Origin of the sequence: Paractinoplanes abujensis, assembly GCF_014204895.1 — a bacterium.
In the GTDB taxonomy this organism is placed as follows: domain Bacteria; phylum Actinomycetota; class Actinomycetes; order Mycobacteriales; family Micromonosporaceae; genus Actinoplanes; species Actinoplanes abujensis.
Genome location: NZ_JACHMF010000001.1, coordinates 1,868,690 through 1,887,732 on the forward strand (window position 1 = coordinate 1,868,690; position 19,043 = coordinate 1,887,732).

Annotated in this window: 16 protein-coding genes; 11 read left to right on the plus strand and 5 right to left on the minus strand. The window is 71.2% G+C overall.

Annotation, left to right across the window (positions count from 1 at the left end; all coding sequences use genetic code 11):
* The first annotated feature begins 14 nt into the window (after positions 1 to 14).
* Together BKA14_RS08015 and BKA14_RS08020 are read left to right on the plus strand one after the other, a co-directional pair.
* Positions 15 to 2,408 (plus strand): phosphoketolase family protein, encoded by a 2,394-nt coding sequence (locus tag BKA14_RS08015; protein WP_184950271.1) that lies wholly within the window; start codon positions 15 to 17, stop codon positions 2,406 to 2,408.
* 13 nt (positions 2,409 to 2,421) lie between these two features.
* Positions 2,422 to 2,895, plus strand: a complete 474-nt coding sequence (locus BKA14_RS08020; protein ID WP_184950272.1) for a GNAT family N-acetyltransferase — start codon at positions 2,422 to 2,424, stop codon at positions 2,893 to 2,895.
* 5 nt (positions 2,896 to 2,900) lie between these two features.
* Here BKA14_RS08020 and BKA14_RS08025 read toward each other — a convergent pair whose 3' ends face one another.
* Positions 2,901 to 3,224 carry an STAS domain-containing protein gene (locus BKA14_RS08025; protein WP_184950273.1) on the minus strand — a complete coding sequence of 108 codons (324 nt, stop codon included), beginning with the start codon at positions 3,222 to 3,224 and terminating at the stop codon, positions 2,901 to 2,903.
* Positions 3,225 to 3,284: 60 nt separating this feature from the next.
* Complete coding sequence (locus BKA14_RS08030) at positions 3,285 to 5,510, minus strand: putative bifunctional diguanylate cyclase/phosphodiesterase (protein ID WP_184950274.1); 2,226 nt, start codon at positions 5,508 to 5,510, stop codon at positions 3,285 to 3,287.
* Between the two features lie 352 nt (positions 5,511 to 5,862).
* On the opposite strand from BKA14_RS08030, the gene BKA14_RS08035 reads away from it, so the two are divergent.
* Positions 5,863 to 6,069 carry a hypothetical protein gene (locus BKA14_RS08035; protein ID WP_184950275.1) on the plus strand — a complete coding sequence of 69 codons (207 nt, stop codon included), beginning with the start codon at positions 5,863 to 5,865 and terminating at the stop codon, positions 6,067 to 6,069.
* A gap of 353 nt (positions 6,070 to 6,422) precedes the next feature.
* Here BKA14_RS08035 and BKA14_RS08040 read toward each other — a convergent pair whose 3' ends face one another.
* Positions 6,423 to 6,977, minus strand: a complete 555-nt coding sequence (locus tag BKA14_RS08040; RefSeq protein WP_184950276.1) for an isochorismatase family protein — start codon at positions 6,975 to 6,977, stop codon at positions 6,423 to 6,425.
* A 133-nt stretch (positions 6,978 to 7,110) separates the two neighbouring features.
* Between BKA14_RS08040 and BKA14_RS08045 the strand changes: the two genes are divergently transcribed.
* The 7 genes from BKA14_RS08045 to BKA14_RS08075 all read left to right on the plus strand — a co-directional run bounded on the left by BKA14_RS08045 (position 7,111) and on the right by BKA14_RS08075 (position 14,638).
* Positions 7,111 to 7,362 (plus strand): hypothetical protein, encoded by a 252-nt coding sequence (locus BKA14_RS08045; protein WP_184950277.1) that lies wholly within the window; start codon positions 7,111 to 7,113, stop codon positions 7,360 to 7,362.
* Between the two features lie 39 nt (positions 7,363 to 7,401).
* Positions 7,402 to 9,072 (plus strand): beta-propeller fold lactonase family protein, encoded by a 1,671-nt coding sequence (locus BKA14_RS08050; RefSeq protein WP_184950278.1) that lies wholly within the window; start codon positions 7,402 to 7,404, stop codon positions 9,070 to 9,072.
* 63 nt (positions 9,073 to 9,135) lie between these two features.
* Entirely contained in the window at positions 9,136 to 9,993 is an 858-nt protein-coding gene (locus tag BKA14_RS08055) for an ABC transporter permease (RefSeq protein WP_184950279.1), read from the plus strand.
* 13 nt (positions 9,994 to 10,006) lie between these two features.
* Complete coding sequence (locus BKA14_RS08060; protein ID WP_184950280.1) at positions 10,007 to 11,029, plus strand: taurine ABC transporter substrate-binding protein; 1,023 nt, start codon at positions 10,007 to 10,009, stop codon at positions 11,027 to 11,029.
* On the plus strand, positions 11,016 to 11,774 hold the full coding sequence (locus tag BKA14_RS08065; RefSeq protein WP_184950281.1) for an ABC transporter ATP-binding protein: 759 nt from the start codon (positions 11,016 to 11,018) through the stop codon (positions 11,772 to 11,774). Before BKA14_RS08060 ends, BKA14_RS08065 begins: the two co-directional genes overlap by 14 nt.
* Positions 11,771 to 12,610: a TauD/TfdA dioxygenase family protein gene (locus BKA14_RS08070; protein ID WP_184950282.1), complete on the plus strand. Its 840-nt coding sequence runs from the start codon at positions 11,771 to 11,773 to the stop codon at positions 12,608 to 12,610. The genes BKA14_RS08065 and BKA14_RS08070 overlap by 4 nt, the downstream gene beginning before the upstream one ends.
* Positions 12,611 to 13,732: 1,122 nt before the next feature.
* Positions 13,733 to 14,638 carry a hypothetical protein gene (locus tag BKA14_RS08075; RefSeq protein WP_184950283.1) on the plus strand — a complete coding sequence of 302 codons (906 nt, stop codon included), beginning with the start codon at positions 13,733 to 13,735 and terminating at the stop codon, positions 14,636 to 14,638.
* Here the strand turns inward: BKA14_RS08075 and BKA14_RS08080 are convergent.
* Entirely contained in the window at positions 14,635 to 15,855 is a 1,221-nt protein-coding gene (locus BKA14_RS08080) for a sulfite oxidase (RefSeq protein ID WP_184950284.1), read from the minus strand. The two genes, BKA14_RS08075 and BKA14_RS08080, sit on opposite strands and share 4 nt — an antisense overlap.
* 47 nt (positions 15,856 to 15,902) lie before the next feature.
* On the opposite strand from BKA14_RS08080, the gene BKA14_RS08085 reads away from it, so the two are divergent.
* Positions 15,903 to 17,045, plus strand: a complete 1,143-nt coding sequence (locus tag BKA14_RS08085; protein WP_184950285.1) for an LLM class flavin-dependent oxidoreductase — start codon at positions 15,903 to 15,905, stop codon at positions 17,043 to 17,045.
* Here the strand turns inward: BKA14_RS08085 and BKA14_RS08090 are convergent.
* Entirely contained in the window at positions 16,994 to 19,003 is a 2,010-nt protein-coding gene (locus tag BKA14_RS08090; protein WP_184950286.1) for an MMPL family transporter, read from the minus strand. The genes BKA14_RS08085 and BKA14_RS08090 overlap by 52 nt on opposite strands.
* Positions 19,004 to 19,043 lie beyond the last annotated feature (40 nt).

Here is a 19,043-nt window from a genome sequence, read left to right on the forward strand (position 1 = left end):
GAAGGGACGAGCGAGTGACTACGGCTGTCTCCGATCTGCTTCCCACGCTTGACGAGGCCGACCTCAACCGGGTCGATGCCTGGTGGCGGGCCGCCAACTATCTGACCATCGGCCAGATCTACCTGCAGGCGAACCCGTTGCTCCGCGAGGCGCTCAAGGCCGAGCACATCAAGCCGCGGTTGCTCGGTCACTGGGGCACCAGCCCCGGCCTGTCCTTCGTCTACGCCCACGTGTCCCGGCTGATCCGCCACACCGGGCAGGACACCATCTATCTGACCGGTCCCGGTCACGGCGGTCCCGCGCTGGTCGCCGCCGGCTATCTCGAAGGCACGTACACCGAGGTCTATCCCGAGGTCACGCGCGACGAGTCCGGCCTGCGCAAGCTGTTCCGCCAGTTCTCCAGCCCCGGCGGCATCCCCAGCCACGTCTCGGTGACCACCCCCGGCTCGATCCACGAGGGCGGCGAACTGGGCTACGTGCTGGTCCACGCGTTCGGCGCGGTCCTCGACAACCCCGGCCTGCTGGCGATCGCGGTGGTCGGCGACGGCGAGGCCGAGACGGGGCCGCTGGAGGGCTCGTGGAAGGGCGTCTCCTTCCTCAACCCGGTGCACGACGGCGCTGTCCTGCCGATCCTGCATCTCAACGGCGCGAAGATCTCCGGTCCCACCGTGCTCGGCCGCAAGGACCCGGCCGAAGTCCGCGAGCTGCTCTCCGGCCACGGCTACGAGGTGATCGAGGTCGAGGGCGACGACGTGCCCGGCATGCACCACCGGTTCGCGGCCGCCCTGGCCGAGGCGTGGGGACGCATCCGGACGATCCAGGAGTCGGCCCGCGCGGGCGAGTGGGACGGCACACGCCCGACGTGGCCACTGATCGTGCTGCGCACCCCGAAGGGCTGGACGGGCCCGGCCGACGTCGACGGTGTGCAGGTCACCGGCACCTACCGTGCGCACCAGGTGCCGCTGGCCGGCGTGCGCGACAACCCCGAGCACCTGGCGCTGCTGGAGCGCTGGCTCAAGTCGTACCGGCCGGAGGAACTCTTCGACGCCGACGGCGCGCCGGTGGCCCTGCTGGGCGAGCAGAACCCGTCGGGTGAGCTGCGGATGAGCGCCAACCCGCACGCCAACGGCGGCGTGCTGACCCGCGAGCTCGACCTGCCCGACTTCCGCGACTACGCGATCGAGGTGAAGTCGCCGGCCACCCTGCGGGCCGAGTCGACCCGCAAGCTGGGCGAGTTCATGCGCGACATCTACCGCGACAACCCGGACCGGTTCCGGCTGTTCTCGCCCGACGAGACCAACAGCAATCGGCTCGGCGCGGTCTTCGAGGTGTCCGACCGCGCCTTCATGGAGAAGGTCTACCCCGGCGACGACGCGCTCGGGCCGGAGGGCCGGGTCATGGAGGTGCTGAGCGAGCACAACTGCCACGGCTGGCTCGAGGGCTACACGCTGACCGGCCGGCACGGGCTGTTCGCCACGTACGAGGCGTTCGCCATGGTCAGCGCCTCCCAGACGATCCAGCACGGCAAATGGCTGGAGGAGGCCGACCACCTGCCGTGGCGGGCCAAGGTGCCCAGCCTCAACGTGCTGCTCACCTCGACGGCGTGGCGCAACGACCACAACGGCTTCAGCCACCAGGGCCCCGGCCTCATCCAGAACGTGCTGACCCAGCGCGGCACGGTGAGCCGGGTCTATCTGCCGCCGGACGCGAACTGCCTGCTCTCGGTGGCCGACCACTGCTTCCGGTCGAAGTCCTACATCAACCTCATCGTCATCGACAAGCAGCCGCAGCTGCAGTGGCTGACCATGGACGAGGCCCTCGAGCACTGCGCCCGCGGCGCCGGCATCTGGAACTGGGCCGGCACCGACGACGGCGCCTCCGACCCCGACATCATCCTGGCCTGCGCGGGCGACGTGGTGACGATGGAGACCGTCGCGGCGGCGCAGATCCTCAAGGAGAAACTGCCCGGCATGCGGGTGCGGGTCGTCAACGTCGTCGACCTGATGACGCTCGTCCGGCCCAAGGACCACCCGCACGGCATGAGCGAGACCTTGTTCACCGAGCTGTTCACCGACACGGTCGACGTGGTGTTCTCGTTCCACGGCTATCCGGGGGCGATCCACCAGCTGGTGCACGGCCGGCCCGACGCCGACCGGTTCCGGGTGCGCGGCTTCATCGAGCAGGGCACCACGACCACCCCGTTCGACATGACGGTCCGCAACAAGGCCTCGCGCTACCACCTGGTGATGGACGCCATCAACAACGCCCGCCGGCTGCCGCAGGGCGCGACCGAGCTCAAGGAGTGGTGCCAGGCCCAGCTGGCCCGGCACGAGCAATACGTGGTGGAGCACCTGGAGGACATGCCCGAGGTTCAGGACTGGTCGCTGGGGGACTGGGCCACCTCATAGATAGGGTCGGCCGGTGCTGATTCGCGACGCCGGCGCCGGCGACCTGCCCTTCCTCGAAGAGATCACCCTGGAGGCGTACAACTGGTCGGGGCCGCGCTTCACCCTCGCGTGGGTGCGCTCCGACCAGATGGCCCAGCGCTATCTCGCCGGTTTCCCGCAGACCGGCGACCTGGGCCTGATCGCGGCCGTCGACGGGCGCGACGTCGGCGCGGTCTGGGCCCGCGCGCTGCCCGCCGGACGTGCGGGCTACGGCTTCGTGGCGCCCGGCATCCCCGAGCTCACGGCCGGGGTGCGGCCCGAGGCGCGCGGCCGGGGCATCGGCTCCGCGCTGCTCGACGCGCTGATCGCCCGGGCCCGGCAGCGGTCGCTGCCCGGCCTGAGCCTGAGCGTCGAGGACGGCAACGCGGCCCGCCGCATCTACGAGAGGGCCGGTTTCGAGGTGGTCGGCCGCGAGGGCAACTCCGACACGATGCTGCTGCGCCTGTAACAGGCTCAGCTCATGGAGGTGTCTTCGAGCAGGATGCCGTCGAGGTGAGCCACCTGCAGCACCATGCGCACCATGGGCGTGGGCTCGCGCAGCATGAACGTGGCGCCCCGGGCCGCGGCCGCCTTGCGCGTGGCCACCAGCACCCCGATGCCGCTGGAATCGAGGAAGGACACCGCCCGCATGTCGACGTCGATGTGCTTGGCGTCGCCGCTGTCCACGATGGTCCGCAACACGTTGCGCAGCACGTCGACGGTTTCGAGGCTGATGTCGCCCTCGGGCGCGACCGTGATCCGGTCGCCGTGGCGTTCGAGCCGGTACTCCAACGACATGCTCACTCCGGTCGCTCGGCGGATTTTCTGACGGCGGCCCGATACCCCGCCGGGACGCGGCTAAACGTGAGTGCGAAACTCACTCATCGCCGCCGGCAGTGCGAAGTCGGGATCTGCCACCGGCCGCCCGTAGTGGTAGCCCTGCAGGAGCCGGTAGCCCACCTTATACAGAGCCTCGGCCTGCTCCGCGGTCTCCACCCCCTCGGCTACCGCGGCCAGCCCCAACCCTGAACTGACCTGGTACAACGCCTCGGCGATGACGGCGTGACGGCCCGCCGCCGTGACATTGTCCACGAACGACTTGTCCACCTTGAGGATGTCCACGGGCACGGTCTGCAACAGGCCGAGCGACGAATGCCCGGTCCCGAAGTCGTCCAGCGCGATCCGCACCCCGAGCGCGCGCAGCTCGTGCAGCGCGACGACCGCCTGCCCGCCCTCGAACACCGCGGTCTCGGTCACCTCGACGGCCAGGCAGGACGCGGGCAGCCCGCTGTCGGCCAGTGCGGCCGCCACCGTCGCGGCGAAATGCGGCCGGGCCAGCTGCCGGGCCGACACGTTCACACTGACCCGGTCCGGTGCCAGCTCGCCCAGCGTCGCGCGCCAGTCGGCGAGCTGCCGGCAGGCCGTCCGCAGAATCCACTCGCCCAGCTCGACGATCAAGCCGTTGCGCTCCGCGACCGGGATGAACGCGGCCGGGCTGACCAGACCCCGTACGGGGTGCTCCCACCGCACGAGGGCCTCCACCGCGGCCACCCGCGCCGCCGGCAGCTCGACGATGGGCTGGTAGACGACCCGGAACTGGTCGTTGTCGAGCGCGGCCCGGATCTCCGCGCCCAGCCGCACGAACTCGCCCGCACGTTCGTCCAACGCCGGCGACCACCGCCGAACGGGCTCACCGGTCTGCTTGGCCGCGTACATGGCCGACTCGGCCTGCCGCATCACCTCGACCGCGGAAACACCCGTCCCGCCGGCCAGGCCGATCGCCACCCCGATGTACAGCTCGTGCCCGCCGGCCACCACGGGAGCGCTCAGCGTGACCGTCAGCGACGCGGCAAGCGCGCGGGCCGCGTCGGCGTCGGCGTCGGCCAGCAGCACGGCGAACTCGTCCCCGCCGATCCGCGCGACGACCGACGACTCCGGCGCCACCGCGCGCACCCGCTCCGCCAGCAGCCCGAGCACCCGGTCGCCGATCGGGCGGCCCAGCTCGTCGTTGACGTTCTTGAAGCCGTTCAACCCGAGCAGCAACATCTGCGGGCGGCCCGCGTCGAGCGCGTCGCCCAATTCGACCTCGAACCGGCGACGGCTGGCCAGCCCGGTGAGCGCGTCGCTCATCGCGGCCCGGGTCAGCTCGGCCGACTGGCGGCGCACCTCGAACACGAAACCAGCCATCCGCGCGATCACCAGCAGGATCAGCGCGGTGGCCCCGATCGCGACCGAGAGCCGCCCGACCGGGTCGGTGCCGATGTGCGGCACGACCAGCAGGGCCGGCGCGAGCAACGAGCAGGAGCCGAACAGCAGCAGACGGCCCCGGCCGACCCGGGCCGACACCCGGCCCGAAGCGGGCGGCGCGGCCATCGACGGGTGCAGCGCGGCGGCGCCCCAGACCACGTACGAGAGCAAGAAGATCGGGTCGGTGGGGTGGGTGCTCGCGTCCGAATAGAGCGGGATGACCGAGAAGGCGGTGTCCCCGGCGAGCTGCAGCGTCGTGCCCAGCACGAGCAGGTGGACGCTCAGGGTGCGCGCCCCGCCGCTGGTGAACAACCGGGCCAGCAAGGCCAGCAGCAGCACGTCGGCCACCGGGTAGGCGATCGTCACGACATGCTCGACGAACGTCTGGCCCGAGTCGGCGGCCACCGGATGCAACACGAAGATCCAGAAGACCAGCGCCAGGCTCGTCGCCACGATCGCGGAGTCGATCAGGTCGCCCAGCGAGCTGCTGCGCTGGCGCACCAGCAGCAACAGGCCCACCACGAACATCGGGTACGAGCTCAGATAGAAGGCGTCGGCCAGCGACGGGTAGGGCGAGAGGTGCAGGACGTTCTCGTAGATCTCCCACGTGATGTCGCCGAGCACGAAGGTGACCTGACCGGCCGCGAACCACCGCCACATCGCCGGCCGGTCCGGGCGGCGCAGGCGCAGACCGACCAGGATCGCCACCACTGTCATGGCGCCGATGACGTCGTACACCAGATTCGCGGTTGTGCTGCTGGCCGGCAGCACATAGTGACCGGCGGTCGCGGCCACGCCGGCCGCGAGCCACCAGATCCAAAGCCGTCCGTGCCGCACGTCCGGTCATCGGGAAGCGCCGCGCCCGACCTGAGAGGCTGTCGCCGACCTCACAGGCGCGCTCAGTACCGGTCCGGCACCCGCAGTCTCGACCCCACCCCGACCCGTGCTGCCCGCCCTCACGAACCCCGCACATCCGGAGTATCACGAAACACCGGTTGTCCCGTTCGCCGGAGCACATCACGCCACCGCCCATGCAGCCAGCCCGGCCAACTACGCCGCACACTCCCACCGTTCGGCCGCGCACCACACCACCGCCCCTGAACGCCGCACGGCGCGCCCCACGGCCAAGCGCACCGCCCCGCCGCCGCGTGGCCGAGCGCACGGCCCAGCTGGGCTGTCCGGTCGCCGTGTGGCTGAGCGCGGCGACCAGCTGGGCTGTCCGGTTGCCGTGTGGCTGAGCGCGGCGGTCAGATGGCTGGTACGCCGCGGCGTGGCCGAGTGCACCGCCCAGCCGGGCTGCCCTGTCGCCGTCGCTGAGCGCACCGTCGCCTGGGCCCGCAGCGCCAAGACGTGGCCCAGCGAAAGGCTCGGCTCCACCACCGCTCCGCGGCTGTGACACCCGGCCCTCGCACACGTCTTCAGCGCCGCTCACCTGGGCCGCCCTCCCGCTGGATGGCCGAGCACATCGCCTGCCCGGGTCGCCCTGCCGCGGGGCGGGCGAGGACACCGCCCCTACTTGGTGCCCTCCGCTGCGCAGACGGGCGCACCGCTCAGCCGCCGCCGTCAGTCAGCCGGGCGGACCGTGTGGCCGGGCGGACCGTGCGGCCGGGCGGACCGCGCGAACGGGCGCACCGCTCAGCCGCCGCCATCAGTCAGCCGGGGAGACCGTGTGGCCGGGCGGACTGTGGCGGGCCGGCGGACCGTGGCGGGCCGGCGGATCGTGTCGGGCGAGCAGGCCGTCCTGCGCGGTCAGGCGGTGAAGGTGACCTCCTTCGTGAGGGCTGTGCCGGCGGTGCGGCCAGGGGCGGACTGGTAGCTCCAGTACAGGTTGGTGTGGGCGATCACCTGGGCCGGCGGGGGAGCGCCGTAGGAGGTGAGGTCTTCGGTGGTGTGGGCGTCGCTGACCAGGAGCGTGTCGTAGCCGCGGGTGAAGGCGCCGTGCAGGGTGGAGCGGATGCAGGCGTCGGTCTGGGCGCCGGTGACGACCAGGCGGCCTACGCCCCGGGCGGCCAGCAGAGCCTCGAGTTCGGTGGCCTCGAAGCAGTCGCCCCACTGTTTCTCGAGCACCGTGTCGCCCGGAGCCACCGGTAGAGACGGCTCCAACTGCCAGCTCTCCGAGCCGTGGACCAGGTTGTCGTCGGTCTGCTGGACCCAGATGACCGGGACGTCCTCGGCATGGGCGCGGTCGGCCAGCGTGGCGATGTTGGCCAGCACGGCGTCACGGTCGTGGCCGGCCGCGACGACGCCGGTCTGCACGTCGACGACCAGCAGGGCGGTGCCGGGACGGTCCTTCAGGGTGGTCATGGATCCTCCTTCAACGGATGCGAGGACGACCCTAGACCGACCCTGCGACAAAAACGCTGAACCGTCCCGCGCCGGCTGGCGTGTGAACAGGGCCAGGGCCGTAGGACCGAGCAGGGGCGATGAGCATCGATGCGTGATCGTGTTGAACCCGGTGGACACGCCGCCCGTACCCCACGGCATGTGGGATGACGGGCGGTTACTGGCAGCGCTCGCCGCGCTGCCGGCCGAGGCCTTCATCGAGGGCCCGGCCGACGACGACGATCTGCGCTGGCGGCGCACGGCGCGGCGGCTGCGCCGTGAGCTCGGCGCCGAGCCGGCCTACCCCACGCTGCCACCGGGCCATGTCGCCCCGGTCCTTCAGCTGCGGCCCCACCCGGTCGACTGACACGGTCGGCCGTCCCCTTCGAGACAGGGCGGTGACCGGATGAGTTCGGAGCGGCTGGCGGCGGTCGGCGACCTGCGTGACCGGGCCCGCAGCGAGGATCGGGAGACCGCCGTGGCGGCCCGGGCCGCGCTCGTCGCCATGATGGCCGACGACGACTTCGAGGTGTCCGCGGCTGCGGGCGCGGCGCTGGCTGAGACGTCGGTCTCGCTGGTGCCGCCGCGGATCGACTTCGGGCCGGTCGCGCCGGGCACACCGCGACTGTCCGCTGCCGTCCGGATCGAGGGGGCGCCGGTGGCGCTGGCCTCGGAGATCAAAGTGACCGGGGGCGGCCTGCGGGCCCGCATCGCCGGCGATCACCTGCAGGTGCAATGGCAGCCGGGCGACGGTCCGCTGGCCGGCATGGTCTCGTTGGACGGCCCGGCGGGCGCGGCCGACCTGCCGGTCACGGGTCACATCGCGGCGGCGCAGATCGGGTTCGAGCCGCCGGAGCTTGCCGCCGTACGGGGGAACTCGCCGAGCGAAGCCGGCCCCGCGGTCACCTTCGTGAATCGTGAGCCGGTTTTCCTGCCGCCGACCGACCCGCGGCAGGGGTCGCGCCGGCGGGTGAAGGGCCTGATCATCGCCGGGGCGACCGCGGTGGTTCTGCTCGTGGGCACGGGCCTGGCGGCCGCGGTCACGCTGCAGGACGATCAGGCCCCGGCCGCCCAGCAACAGGAACGGCCAGCCGGCGCCGGCAACGAGCAGCCGGGCGGCACCAGCGAGCAGCCGGGCGGCACCAACGAGCAGCCGGGTGACAAGGAAGAGCAGACCCGGCCCAGCGTGGACAAGCCGACGGTAGTGGGCACCATCGAAGTCGGCGACGAGCCCGAGGGCGTGGCCGTCTCGCCGGACAGCAAGACCGTCTATGTGGCCAACCAGAACTCCCGCATCCTCTCCGTCGCCGACCTCCGATCGGGCCGGGTCACGAGCGTCACCCTGCGCAACACCCCGCGTTTCGTCGCCGTCTCACAGGACGGCACGCGCGTCTTCGTGTCGATGTACGAGGACGACCTCAGCGGCAGCGGCGTGGCGGTCGTGGACGCCCAGAAGCTGACCGTCTTGCGCACCCTGAAGACCGGCGTCCAGCCGTACGCGCTGGCCGCGGCCCCCGACGGCCGTCTGTGGGTGCCCATCCACGGTGGCCGTAACGTCGAGATCTACCGCGACGAGCAGCTCACCGGTCGCGTCTTCGTGCCCGAGAACCCGCACGCCGTCTCGTTCGACCAGGACGGCCGGCGCGTCTTCACACCCGACCACGAGTCGAGCACGGTGTCGGCCATCGACACCCGCACCGACCGCCGGCTGAAGTCGATCCCGGTCAGCGCCGCGCCGCACAGCCTGGCCGTCTCGCCCGACGGCCGGACGGCGGTGGTCGCCTGCTTCCAAGCCGACGCCGTCGACCTCATCGACACCGAGACGCTGGAACGCCGCGGCCCCTTCCGGGTGGGCGACAAGCCGCAGGCCGCGGCGTTCGCCGTCGACTCCGGCCACGCGTACGCCGTCAACGAGGGCAGCAACTCGGTCTCCGTCGTCGACCCGCGCACGGGACGGGTCACGGCCACTGTCCCGGTCGGCAAGAGCCCGCGCACGATGGCGGTCGCGCCCGACGGCCGGTTCGCGTACGTCTCGAACGGCGACGACGACACCGTCAGCGTCCTTCGCGTGGGGTAGGGGCCGGTCCAGCAGCCGGACACCTGCTTGCCTTAAACCGATAGGCAAGGTAGGAAATGGCGTGTGACCACCTTGTCCGCGCCGCCTGTCCTGTCGGCCGACCCGTCCGCCCCGCGGCGTTCCCCGCTGGCGCCCAAGGGCGGTCGTCGCCGCCGGTTCCTGCTGCGGCTGCTCGCCCTCGCCGTCCTGTACGGACTGTGGGAGCTGACCGCCCGTACGATGCAGAACCCCACGTTCATCCCGTCCCCGGGCGCCGTCTGGCATCAACTGATCCAGACCTCGACCACGCACGACGGGGTCCGGGGTTACAGCGGGAGCCTCCTGATCGAGCATCTCGGCATCTCGCTGCGCCGCATCCTGATCGGATCGGTGATCGGTGTCGCCGGCGGCCTCGTGCTGGGCGTGCTGATGGGCGTGGTGTCGTGGCTGCGCGTCGTCACGGAGCCGGTCGTCACCTTCGTACGGGCTCTGCCTCCGCTCGCGTATTTCAGCCTGTTCATCATCTGGTTCGGCATCGACGAGACCCCGAAGCTGTGGCTGCTCTCGATCGCCGCGCTGCCCCCGGTCGCCGTGGCCACCGCCGCCGCCGTGCAGGGCGCCCCCACCGGGCTGGTCGAGGCCGCCCGCGCGCTCGGAGCGGGCCGGTGGGAGGTCGTACGGGATGTGACTTTGCCGAACGCACTGCCCGAGATCTTCACCGGCGTGCGGCTCGCCGTCGGCATGGCGTACAGCTCGGTCGTCGCCGCCGAGACCATCAACGGCGTACCGGGAATCGGTGGCATGGTCCGCGACGCCCAGCGCTATTCGCAGACCGACGTCGTCGTGCTCGGACTGTTCGCCATCGGCCTTTCCGGCCTGCTCATCGACGCCCTGCTGCGGACGGCCGAAAACAGGCTGATCCCGTGGCGAGGCCGTGCATAGATAGGGAACCGCTGTGTACAAGAAAATCATCGCCGGCCTGGCCCTGTTCACGCTGGCCGCCTGCGGTAACGGCGCCGCAAGCGGGGGCGCGGACCCGGAGAAGAAAACCATCCGGCTCGCCTACCAGGCGTTCCCCAGCGGCGACCTCGTCGTCAAGAATCAGGGGCTGCTCGAGAAGGCGCTGCCCGACTACCAGATCACCTGGACGAAGTTCGACTCCGGGGCCAGCATCAACACCGCGTTCGTGGGCAGGAGCATCGACATCGCGGCCATCGGGTCCAGCCCGGTCGCGCGGGGCCTGTCCGCCCCGCTCAACATCCCGTACAAGGTGGCCTTCGTCTTGGACGTGGCGGGCGACAACGAGGCGCTCGTGGCCCGCAACGGCAGCGGCGTGACCGATGTGGCCTCGCTCAAGGGCAAGAAGGTGGGCACGCCGTTCGCCTCGACCGCCCACTACAGCCTGCTCGCCGCGCTCGACAAGGCGGGCGTGGCCGAGAAGGAAGTCACCATCGTCGACCTGGAGCCGCAGGACATCCAGGCCGCTTGGACGCGCGGGGACATCGACGCGGCGTACACGTGGCTGCCGTCGCTGGCCGAGATCAAGAAGACCGGCAAGGTGCTCATCTCCAGCCGCGAACTGGCCACCGCGGGCAAGCCGACGCTCGACCTGGGCGTGGTGACGACCGAGTTCGCCGAGGCCCACCCGGAGGCCGTCGACGCCTGGCGCAAGGTGGAGGCGCAGGCCCTCGACCTGATCGCCACCGACCCGGCGGCCGCGGCCAAGTCGATCGGCGCCGAGCTCAACCTCAGCCCGGCCGAGGCGCAGGAGCAGCTGTCCCAGGGGGTCTTCCTCAAGCCGGCCGACCTGGCCACCGACGAGTGGCTGGGCACGCCCGACAAGGTCGGCAAGCTGGCCGACAACCTGGTCAGCGCGGCCGAGTTCCTCAAGGGCCAGCAGAAGATCGACGCCGTGCCCGCCCTGGCCGACGTGCAGAAGGCCATCTACGTCGAAGGGCTGCCCGGTGTCCTCGGCTGACGCGATCAAGCTGGCCGACGTCGAGCACCGCTACGGCGACGTCACCGCGGTCGGGCCGGTCGACCTGACCGTCCCGTCCGGCGAGTTCCTCGTGCTCGTGGGGGCCTCCGGCTGTGGCAAAAGCACGCTGCTGCGCCTGATCGCGGGTTTCGAGGAGCCGACCTTCGGGACCGTACGCACCGCGGGCGCACCGCCGGTGCCGGGGCGCGGCGCCGGCCTGGTCTTCCAGCAGCCCCGCCTGTTCCCGTGGCGCAGCGTGGGCGGCAACGTCGCGCTGGCCCTGCGCTACGCCGGCCAATCAGCGTCCGCGGCCGACGTGGACTTGCTGCTCGAACGGGTCGGGCTGCACGATGTCGCGCGCCGGCGCACCTGGCAGATCAGCGGCGGCCAGCAACAGCGCGTCGCGATCGCCCGGGCGCTGGCCGTCGACAACCCGTTGCTGCTGCTCGACGAGCCGTTCGCGGCGCTCGACGCGCTCACCCGGGAGAAGTTGCAGGAGGACCTGCGGACCGTCTCGGCCACCCGCACCTGCGTCTTCGTCACCCACAGCGTCGACGAGGCGGTCTTCCTGGGCAGCCGGGTCGTGGTGCTCACGCCGCGGCCCGGGCGGATCGCCCTCGACCTGCCGATCGACCTGCCGCGCACCGGGATCACCCCCGACGAACTGCGTGGCCTGCCCGAGTTCGCCGCCCTGCGCGCCGAGGTGGGCGCGGCGGTCCGATCCCGTACGGAGGTAACCGCATGATCTTCGACCAGCTGTCGCCGCACTTCGGGGCGATCGTCCACGGCATCGACCTGACCAAGGTCTCCGACGCCGACGTGGCCGACATCCGGGCCGCCCTGGTGGAACGCAAGGTCCTGTTCTTCCGCGAGCAGACGCTGGACGACGACGGGCAGATCTCGCTGGGCCGCCGCATCGGTGAGCTCACCGCCTCGCATCCCGTGGTGGCGGGGGTCGACGCCGAGCATCCCGAGGTGTACGCCCTGGACAGCACGGACAACGGTTTCGCCGACGTCTGGCACACCGACGTCACGTTCATGCGCCGCCCCCCGCTGGGCTCGATCCTGCGCGCCGTCACCCTGCCCCCGACGGGCGGCGACACCAACTGGGCGGACGCGCAACTGGCCTACGACTCGCTGTCGCCGGCCGTGCAGGAACTGGTGTCCACGTTGACCGCGGTGCACGACGGCAACCGTGAGTTCGGCTACTACTTGGCCCAGCGCCGCAACGGCCAGGGCAACGAGTGGGACGGCGAAGTCGTGACCAAGCTCGACCCGATCGAACACCCGGTGATCCGCGTCCACCCCGAAACCGGCCGTCGCGGCATCTTCGTCAACCCCGGCTTCACGTCCCACATCGTCGGCGTGTCCGAGTTCGAGAGCCGCGCCATCCTCGACCTGCTCTACGCCCACCTGACCAAGCCCGAACACATCGTCCGCCACCGCTGGGCCCCCGGCGACGTCGCCATTTGGGACAACCGCAGCACAGCCCACTACGCCAACCGCGACTACGGCACCGAACGCCGCGTCATGCACCGCATCACTCTGCGCGGCGACGTCCCCGTCGGCGTCAACGGCTGAGCGCTTCGCCGCTTGCCTTTCAAAAGCAGATGTCGTGCCGGGGTGGTGGGTGACGGACCGTCGCTCCCGCCGGGACGCGGGCGGGGTGAGCAGGGCGCTGGCGCGCCCAAAACGCTCACCCCACCCGCGCGACGTGCGTGAGTGGTGACGCCCAAAACCCGGACGACCGGCACGCCTTCACATACGCGCACTGCCCCCGCCTGCCAACACGGGTGAGCGATAGTGCTCGCAGTTGCGCGTTCGCGCATTCTCCTGGCCCGCTCGCATCTGAGGTGGGGCTGTGAGCGGAGTGACCGATCCTGCTCGCAGTCGCTCGTTCGCTCACTCCCGGCCCGCCCAGGGACGTGACCGATGTGCTCGCAGTCGCTCGTTCGCTCACTCCGGCTCGCCCAGCGGAGTGACCGAAGTGCTCGCAGTCGCTCGTTCGCTCACCTCCGGTCTGAGGTGGGGCCGCGAGCGGAGTGACCGATGCGGAGTGACCGATCCTTCTCGCAGTCGCTCGTTCGCTCACTCCGGCCCGCGCAGTTGTGAGCATTCGTTCCCACCCGTGCGCTGAGCTGGTCGCACTCGCCGAGGAAGGCCGTCGCGATGCTCGTGTTTGCTCGTAGTTGCGCATTCGAGGGATTCCGGCCCGCGCGGTAGTGAGTGCTCGTTGTCGTCCGGGGACGCCGCTGCTGGAACAAGTGCGCAATCCTGGTCCTCGCCCGGTCTCGGGCCGCGCGCCTGTGTGCTCGTTCTGTCGTTGCGCGCGGCCGTTTGCTTGTTGAGCGATGGTGCTCGTTTGTTGCGTGTTCGCCCGCTCTCAAGTCGCGTTGTTGCGTTCGTTCGCTCTTGGGTCGCGTGGTTGTGTGCTCGCCCTGTCGCTGCGCGGGATTGAGCGATGGTGCTCGTGGTGGCGCGGGCTTGCCGCTGCGGGGTGGTGGCGCTGGGCGATGTGCCGGGGATGCATGTTGTGCGAGGACGTGAGTTCGACGTCCGAGCGTGCGGGGTGGCGGGGTGGCGGGGTGGCGGGGTGGATCGGGCGGGGTTGCGGGGGACGGCGGGAACTTGCGAGGGTTCACCCGCGTCGAAGGGGGCACCGGCGAGACGGGGGGGACGAGCGTGGGCATGAGGCGGTTGCTGGTGGCGTTGGCGGCGGCAGGACTGATGTCGGCGGGTTGCGCCCCGCCTTCGGCAGTGGTGCAAGGGCTGGATGAGCCGTCACTGCCGAGCGCGGCGGAGAACCTGCAGCGGCTGCGGGAGCGGGCCCGGGTGGTGCTGGCCAACTATGACAAGGCGATGGGCGACGCCGGCTTCGTCGTGGTCGGGCGGACGGAATCCGGCAGTGTGGGCTCCCTGGAGACCAGAAATGAGCACCTCAAGCAGGTTGTGTCGGCCCATCTGTTCACCGCGGCGGGCGAGCTGCCGGCGGCGCCGCGGCAGAGCGGTGAGGCGGTGTGGGCGAGCGGTGAGCGGTTGGCGTTGCCGCTGATCTCGGCGGCGGAGGGGCTGCGCCGGATGGCCGCCGACAACCGGTGTGCGGAGTGCGCGCCGCATCCGGTGACGGGTGCGCGGTTGAGCACGATGCGCGTGATGACGACGCGCGGCGAGGCGACCGTGCCGGCGTGGGAATACACGCTCGCGGAGACGAAGATGCGCGTGTTGCGCGCGGCTGTCGACGGTGGCACCCCGGTTCAGGTGGATCCTCCGGACGGGAACCCGGACGACATCCCGAACGGGGCCGTGGCCGAGGCGGCTCGTGCCGATGGCCTTCGGCTCACGGTGAAGTTCACCGGCTCGCGGGAGGGGGCCGGCGAGCCCTGCGGCGCGGACTACACCGCCGAGGCCGTCGAGTCCGAGCGGGCCGTCGCCGTTCTCATTCAGGAACGTCCGTACAGCGGGCCGCCACCCAGCGTTGCGGCCGGCACCACGCACGCCTGCCTGGCGATCGGTTACCTCCGCACGGCCGCGGTCACCTTGTCGGAACCGCTGGGCGGACGGGCCGTCCTCGAGGTGCAGCAAGGGCAGCCCGTCCCCGTGAAGAACTAGGTGGCGGTCACCGGTACTTCGACCACGGCGTCGAAGAGGTAGCCGAGCGTGTTGAAACGCGCGACGTCCGGCTGCACGTTTCCGCGCACATCGGTGGCGCGGGCCTGCAGTACGTGGGCACCCGCGGCCGGGCGCCAGTCGATCTCCCAGCGCTGCCAGGCGTTGTCGATCGACGGGCCGACCGGGCGGGCCCGCCGCCACCGGGTGCCGCCGTCGGTGCTGACTTCGACGTGTTTGATGCGGCCGGCGGCTGACCACGAGCGGCCGGTCAGGCGTGCGTTGCGGCCGGCCGGGAACGTCGCGCCGGGGTCGAGCTCGAACGCGCTCTTGATCGACTGGCGGTCGAACGGCTGCCCGCCGGCCGGGAACTCGGGGCCGAAGAGCCGGTAGAACTGGGTGTTCCACGGTGAGAACAGGGGCTCGTCGGAGACTTCGATGCTGCCGACCCATTTGATCGAGGAGATGCCGATCCACGAGGGCACGACCAGGCGTACGGGATGGCCGTGGTCGGCGGGCAGCGGCGAGCCGTTCATCTCGTACGCGAGCAGCACGTCGTCGAGGGCCTTGCGCACGGGCAAGGGACGCCGCACGGGGCCCAGGTCGACGCCGCCGGTCACGTAGTTCGGGTCGAGGCCGGCCGCCTGCACGTCGACGGCCCGCGAGGAGAGCCCGGACCGGCGCAGCACGGTCGACAGCTTGACGCCGCGCCAGCGGGCGACACCGATCCCGCCCAGGCCCCACGCCGTACCGGAAACGGTTTGGCCTTGCTGGGTGGTGAAGTAGCTGCGGCCGTTGCCCGCGCACTCGACGGTCACCGACCGGGTCACCGACGGCAGGCGCCGGAGGTCGCGCAACGAGAACTCGACCGGGCCGCCGCGCAGGCCCGCGCCGAACACGGTCAGCCGCCACGACGCGCTGTCGATGATCGGGGTGCTCGTGTGGTTGCGGACGAAGAAACGGTCGATCGGCACGTGGTAGCCGACGTCCTTGAGCGACGACCAGAGCGTCTCCGCGTTGGTGCCGAGCGGCTTGAACAGCTCGGGTGGCAGCGGCTTGACGATGGGCGCGGCGGCCGCGGCGGCCGGGGCAGCCTCGACGAGGGCGCCCGCCACACCGGCCGCGGCGGTCAGTTTCAGCAGGTCACGGCGGGAGAAACCGCGAGCGTGGCCGGACCGCCACTGGTGCAGCCGCCGCTCGTCGTATGCAAGCTCATCCATGCGAGCGAGCCTATCGACTTTATAGGAATACTGGGTAGGGTGCGGGCATGGACTTTCACTGGTTTCTGCCCACCAACGGCGACAGCCGCGACATCGTGGGCGGCGGCCACGGCACGCCGGTCGGGTCGGCCGGCGGCGTGCGTCAGCCGACCGTCGCCTACCTCAGCCAGATCGTGCGTGCGGCCGAGCAGCTCGGGTTCGTCGGCGCCCTGACGCCGACCGGCGCCTGGTGCGAGGACGCGTGGCTGACGACGGCGATGCTCGCCTCGGTCACCGAGCGACTCAAGTTCCTTGTTGCCTTCCGTCCGGGTCTGACCTCCCCGACGCTGGCCGCGCAGATGGCGTCGACGTTCCAGCGCCTGTCCGGTGGCCGGCTGCTGCTCAACGTGGTCACCGGCGGCGAGTCGCACGAGCAGCGGCAGTACGGCGATTTCCTGCCCAAGGACGACCGCTATGCCCGTACGGGGGAATTTCTCGGCATCGTCCGGTCGCTTCTGCGCGGCGAGACGGTGACGTTCGAGGGTGCGCATCTGCATGTCGAAGGTGCCCAGTTGAGCAAGGTGCCCGACGTGGCGCCGGCCATCTATTTCGGCGGCTCCTCCAAGGCGGCCGGCCCGGTCGCCGCCGACCACGCCGACGTCTATCTGACCTGGGGCGAGCCGCCCGCGCAGGTCGCCCAGAAACTCGACTGGATCCGGTCGCTGCGGCCGGACATGCGCTTCGGCATCCGGTTGCACGTGATCACCCGCGACACCGCCGAGCAGGCCTGGGCCGAGGCCGACCGGTTGCTGCGCGGCGTCTCCGAGGAGGCGATCGCCGCGGTGCAGGCCGGGCTGGCCCGCAGCGAGTCCGAGGGCCAGCGCCGCATGCTCGACCTGCACGGCGGTAACCGCGACGGGCTGGTCGTCGCGCCCAACCTGTGGGCTGGTGTGGGCCTGGTGCGCGGCGGCGCGGGCACGGCCCTGGTCGGCAGCCATCAGGAGGTGGCCGACCGGATCGAGGAGTACGCGGCGCTCGGCATCGAGGAGTTCATCCTGTCCGGCTACCCGCACCTGGAGGAGGCGTACTGGTTCGGCGAGGGCGTGCTGCCCGAGCTGGCCCGCCGCGGGGTGTGGCGGCACCCCGCGGGGGACGGTGTTCAGGCGACGTCGGCGGTGCCCTTCGCGGGGGTGCCGATCGCCGCGCGCTGAAGGCGGGACGGCCACCAGAACCGGTCGCCGCACATCGTGGCCAGCGCGGGCACCAGCACCGTACGGACCAGGAGCGTGTCCAGCAGGACGCCGATGCCGACGATCACGCCGATCTGGGTCAGCGTGATCACCGGCAGCACGCCGAGCACCGCGAACACGGCCGCCAGCAGGATGCCCGCGCTGGTGATGACGCCGCCCGTCACGGCCAGGGCGTGCACCATCCCGTCGCGGGTGCCGCGCTCCAGCGTCTCCTCGCGGGCCCGGGTGACCAGGAAGATGTTGTAGTCGACGCCGAGCGCCACGAGGAACAGGAACGCCAGCAGCGGTACGCCGGTGTCCAGCGCCGGGTAGTCGAGGACGTGCCGGAACAGCCAGCTGCCCGCGCCCAGCGCCGCCCCGAAACTGGCGATGACCGTCACCAGCAGCAACACCGGGGCGACCAGGGCGCGCAACAAACCGATCAGAACGAGCAGCACCACCATCAGGACGGCCGGGACGATGACGGTCAGGTCCCGGCGGGCGGCGTCGCGGTCGTCCAGGCTCGCCGCCACACTGCCACCCACCAGCGCGTCCTCGCCGTGCACGCGGTCGCGCAACGCCCGTACGGTGTCGTAGGCCTCGGGTGTGTCGGGCGCGGCCGTGAACACCGCGCTGATGCTGGCCAGCTCTCCGGCCTGCTCGCCGATGCGCGCGCTGGCGACGCCCGGCGTCTTGGTGACGATCGCGAGCACCTCCTCGGCGCGCGCGGGCGTGGTCATCACCGTGGCCGGGTCGGTCGCGCCGGCCGGGAAGTATTTGCTCACCGTCTCCAGGCCGTCGACCGCCTCGGCCTCGACGCGGAACTGGTCGGCCTGCGACAGGCCCAGCTTGGTGCCGATCAGGCCGCTGCCCAGTACGGCCAGGACGGCCACGGCGGCCGCGGTCACCACGACCGGGCGGCGGGAGACCGCGCGTCCGATGCGCGCCCAGACGCCCTTGCCCGCCTCGACGCCGGCCTGGCCCACGCGCGGCACGAACGGCCAGAACAGCCCGCGGCCGCAAACGAGCAGTGCGGGCGGCAGCACGAACAACGCGAACACGGCGGCGATGGCGATGCCTGCCGCTCCGGCCACGCCCAGCGCCAGGTTGCCGCCCAGGCTGGCCAGCAGCAACGTGAGCAGGCTGAGCACCACCGTGCCCGAACTGGCCAGCACGGCCGGGCCGGCGCCCTTGAGCGCCACCCGCATCGCCTCGAACCGGTCTTCGTACTTGTGCAGTTCTTCGCGGTAGCGGGAAATGATCAGCAGGGCGTAGTTGGTGCCGGCGCCGAAGACGAGCACCGTGATGATGCCGTTGGTGGACGCGTCGATGGCCAGATCGGTGTGCCGCGACAGGATGGCCACGACCGAGCCGCTGAGCCGGTCGGCCAGCCCCACGACCGCGAGCGGCACCAGCCACAGCAGCGGGCTGCGGTACGTGACGAGCAGCAGCAACGCCACGACCACGACGGTGACGATCAGCAGCCGGGTGTTGGCGCCGGAGAAGCTGTCGGCCAGGTCGGCAGTGAAGCCGGCGCCCCCGGTGACCTGCGCGGTGATGCCGGTGGGGGTTTCCGCGCGTACTTGCTCGCGCAGTTGTGTGACGGCGTCGACGATCTGCTCGGCCGAGTAGCCGGCGGGGTACGGCTTGGCGACGATCGCCGCGTCCTTGCCGGGGGCCAGGATCGGCTGCCCGAACGTCTCGATCTTCTGCAGCTCGCCGGGCGTGAGCGGGCTGCCGTCGTCCTTGGCGAAGACGATCAGGGCCGGGTTGACCTGGCCCGACGGCAGCTGCCGTTCGAGTTCGGCCACGCGCGTCGACTCCGCGTTGCCGGGCAGCGAGGCGGTCGGGTCGTTGGTCGTCTCCAGCGGTCCCGCGAAGGCCAGCACACCACCGCCGATCAGGACCGCTATGACAAGCGTGAGCCAGGCGCGCCGCATGATGCCTCCATGATTAAGTATCTCGACAATCGAGATTCTT

Excerpts from the sequence above, each read along its gene's own strand:
- BKA14_RS08025 (WP_184950273.1), bottom strand. The coding sequence starts at position 3,224 with ATGTCGTTGGAGTACCGGCTCGAACGCCACGGCGACCGGATCACGGTC.
- BKA14_RS08040 (WP_184950276.1), bottom strand. The coding sequence starts at position 6,977 with ATGACCACCCTGAAGGACCGTCCCGGCACCGCCCTGCTGGTCGTCGAC.
- BKA14_RS08050 (WP_184950278.1), top strand. The coding sequence starts at position 7,402 with ATGAGTTCGGAGCGGCTGGCGGCGGTCGGCGACCTGCGTGACCGGGCC.
- BKA14_RS08070 (WP_184950282.1), top strand. The coding sequence starts at position 11,771 with ATGATCTTCGACCAGCTGTCGCCGCACTTCGGGGCGATCGTCCACGGC.
- BKA14_RS08080 (WP_184950284.1), bottom strand. The coding sequence starts at position 15,855 with ATGGATGAGCTTGCATACGACGAGCGGCGGCTGCACCAGTGGCGGTCC.
- BKA14_RS08085 (WP_184950285.1), top strand. The coding sequence starts at position 15,903 with ATGGACTTTCACTGGTTTCTGCCCACCAACGGCGACAGCCGCGACATC.
- BKA14_RS08090 (WP_184950286.1), bottom strand. The coding sequence starts at position 19,003 with ATGCGGCGCGCCTGGCTCACGCTTGTCATAGCGGTCCTGATCGGCGGT.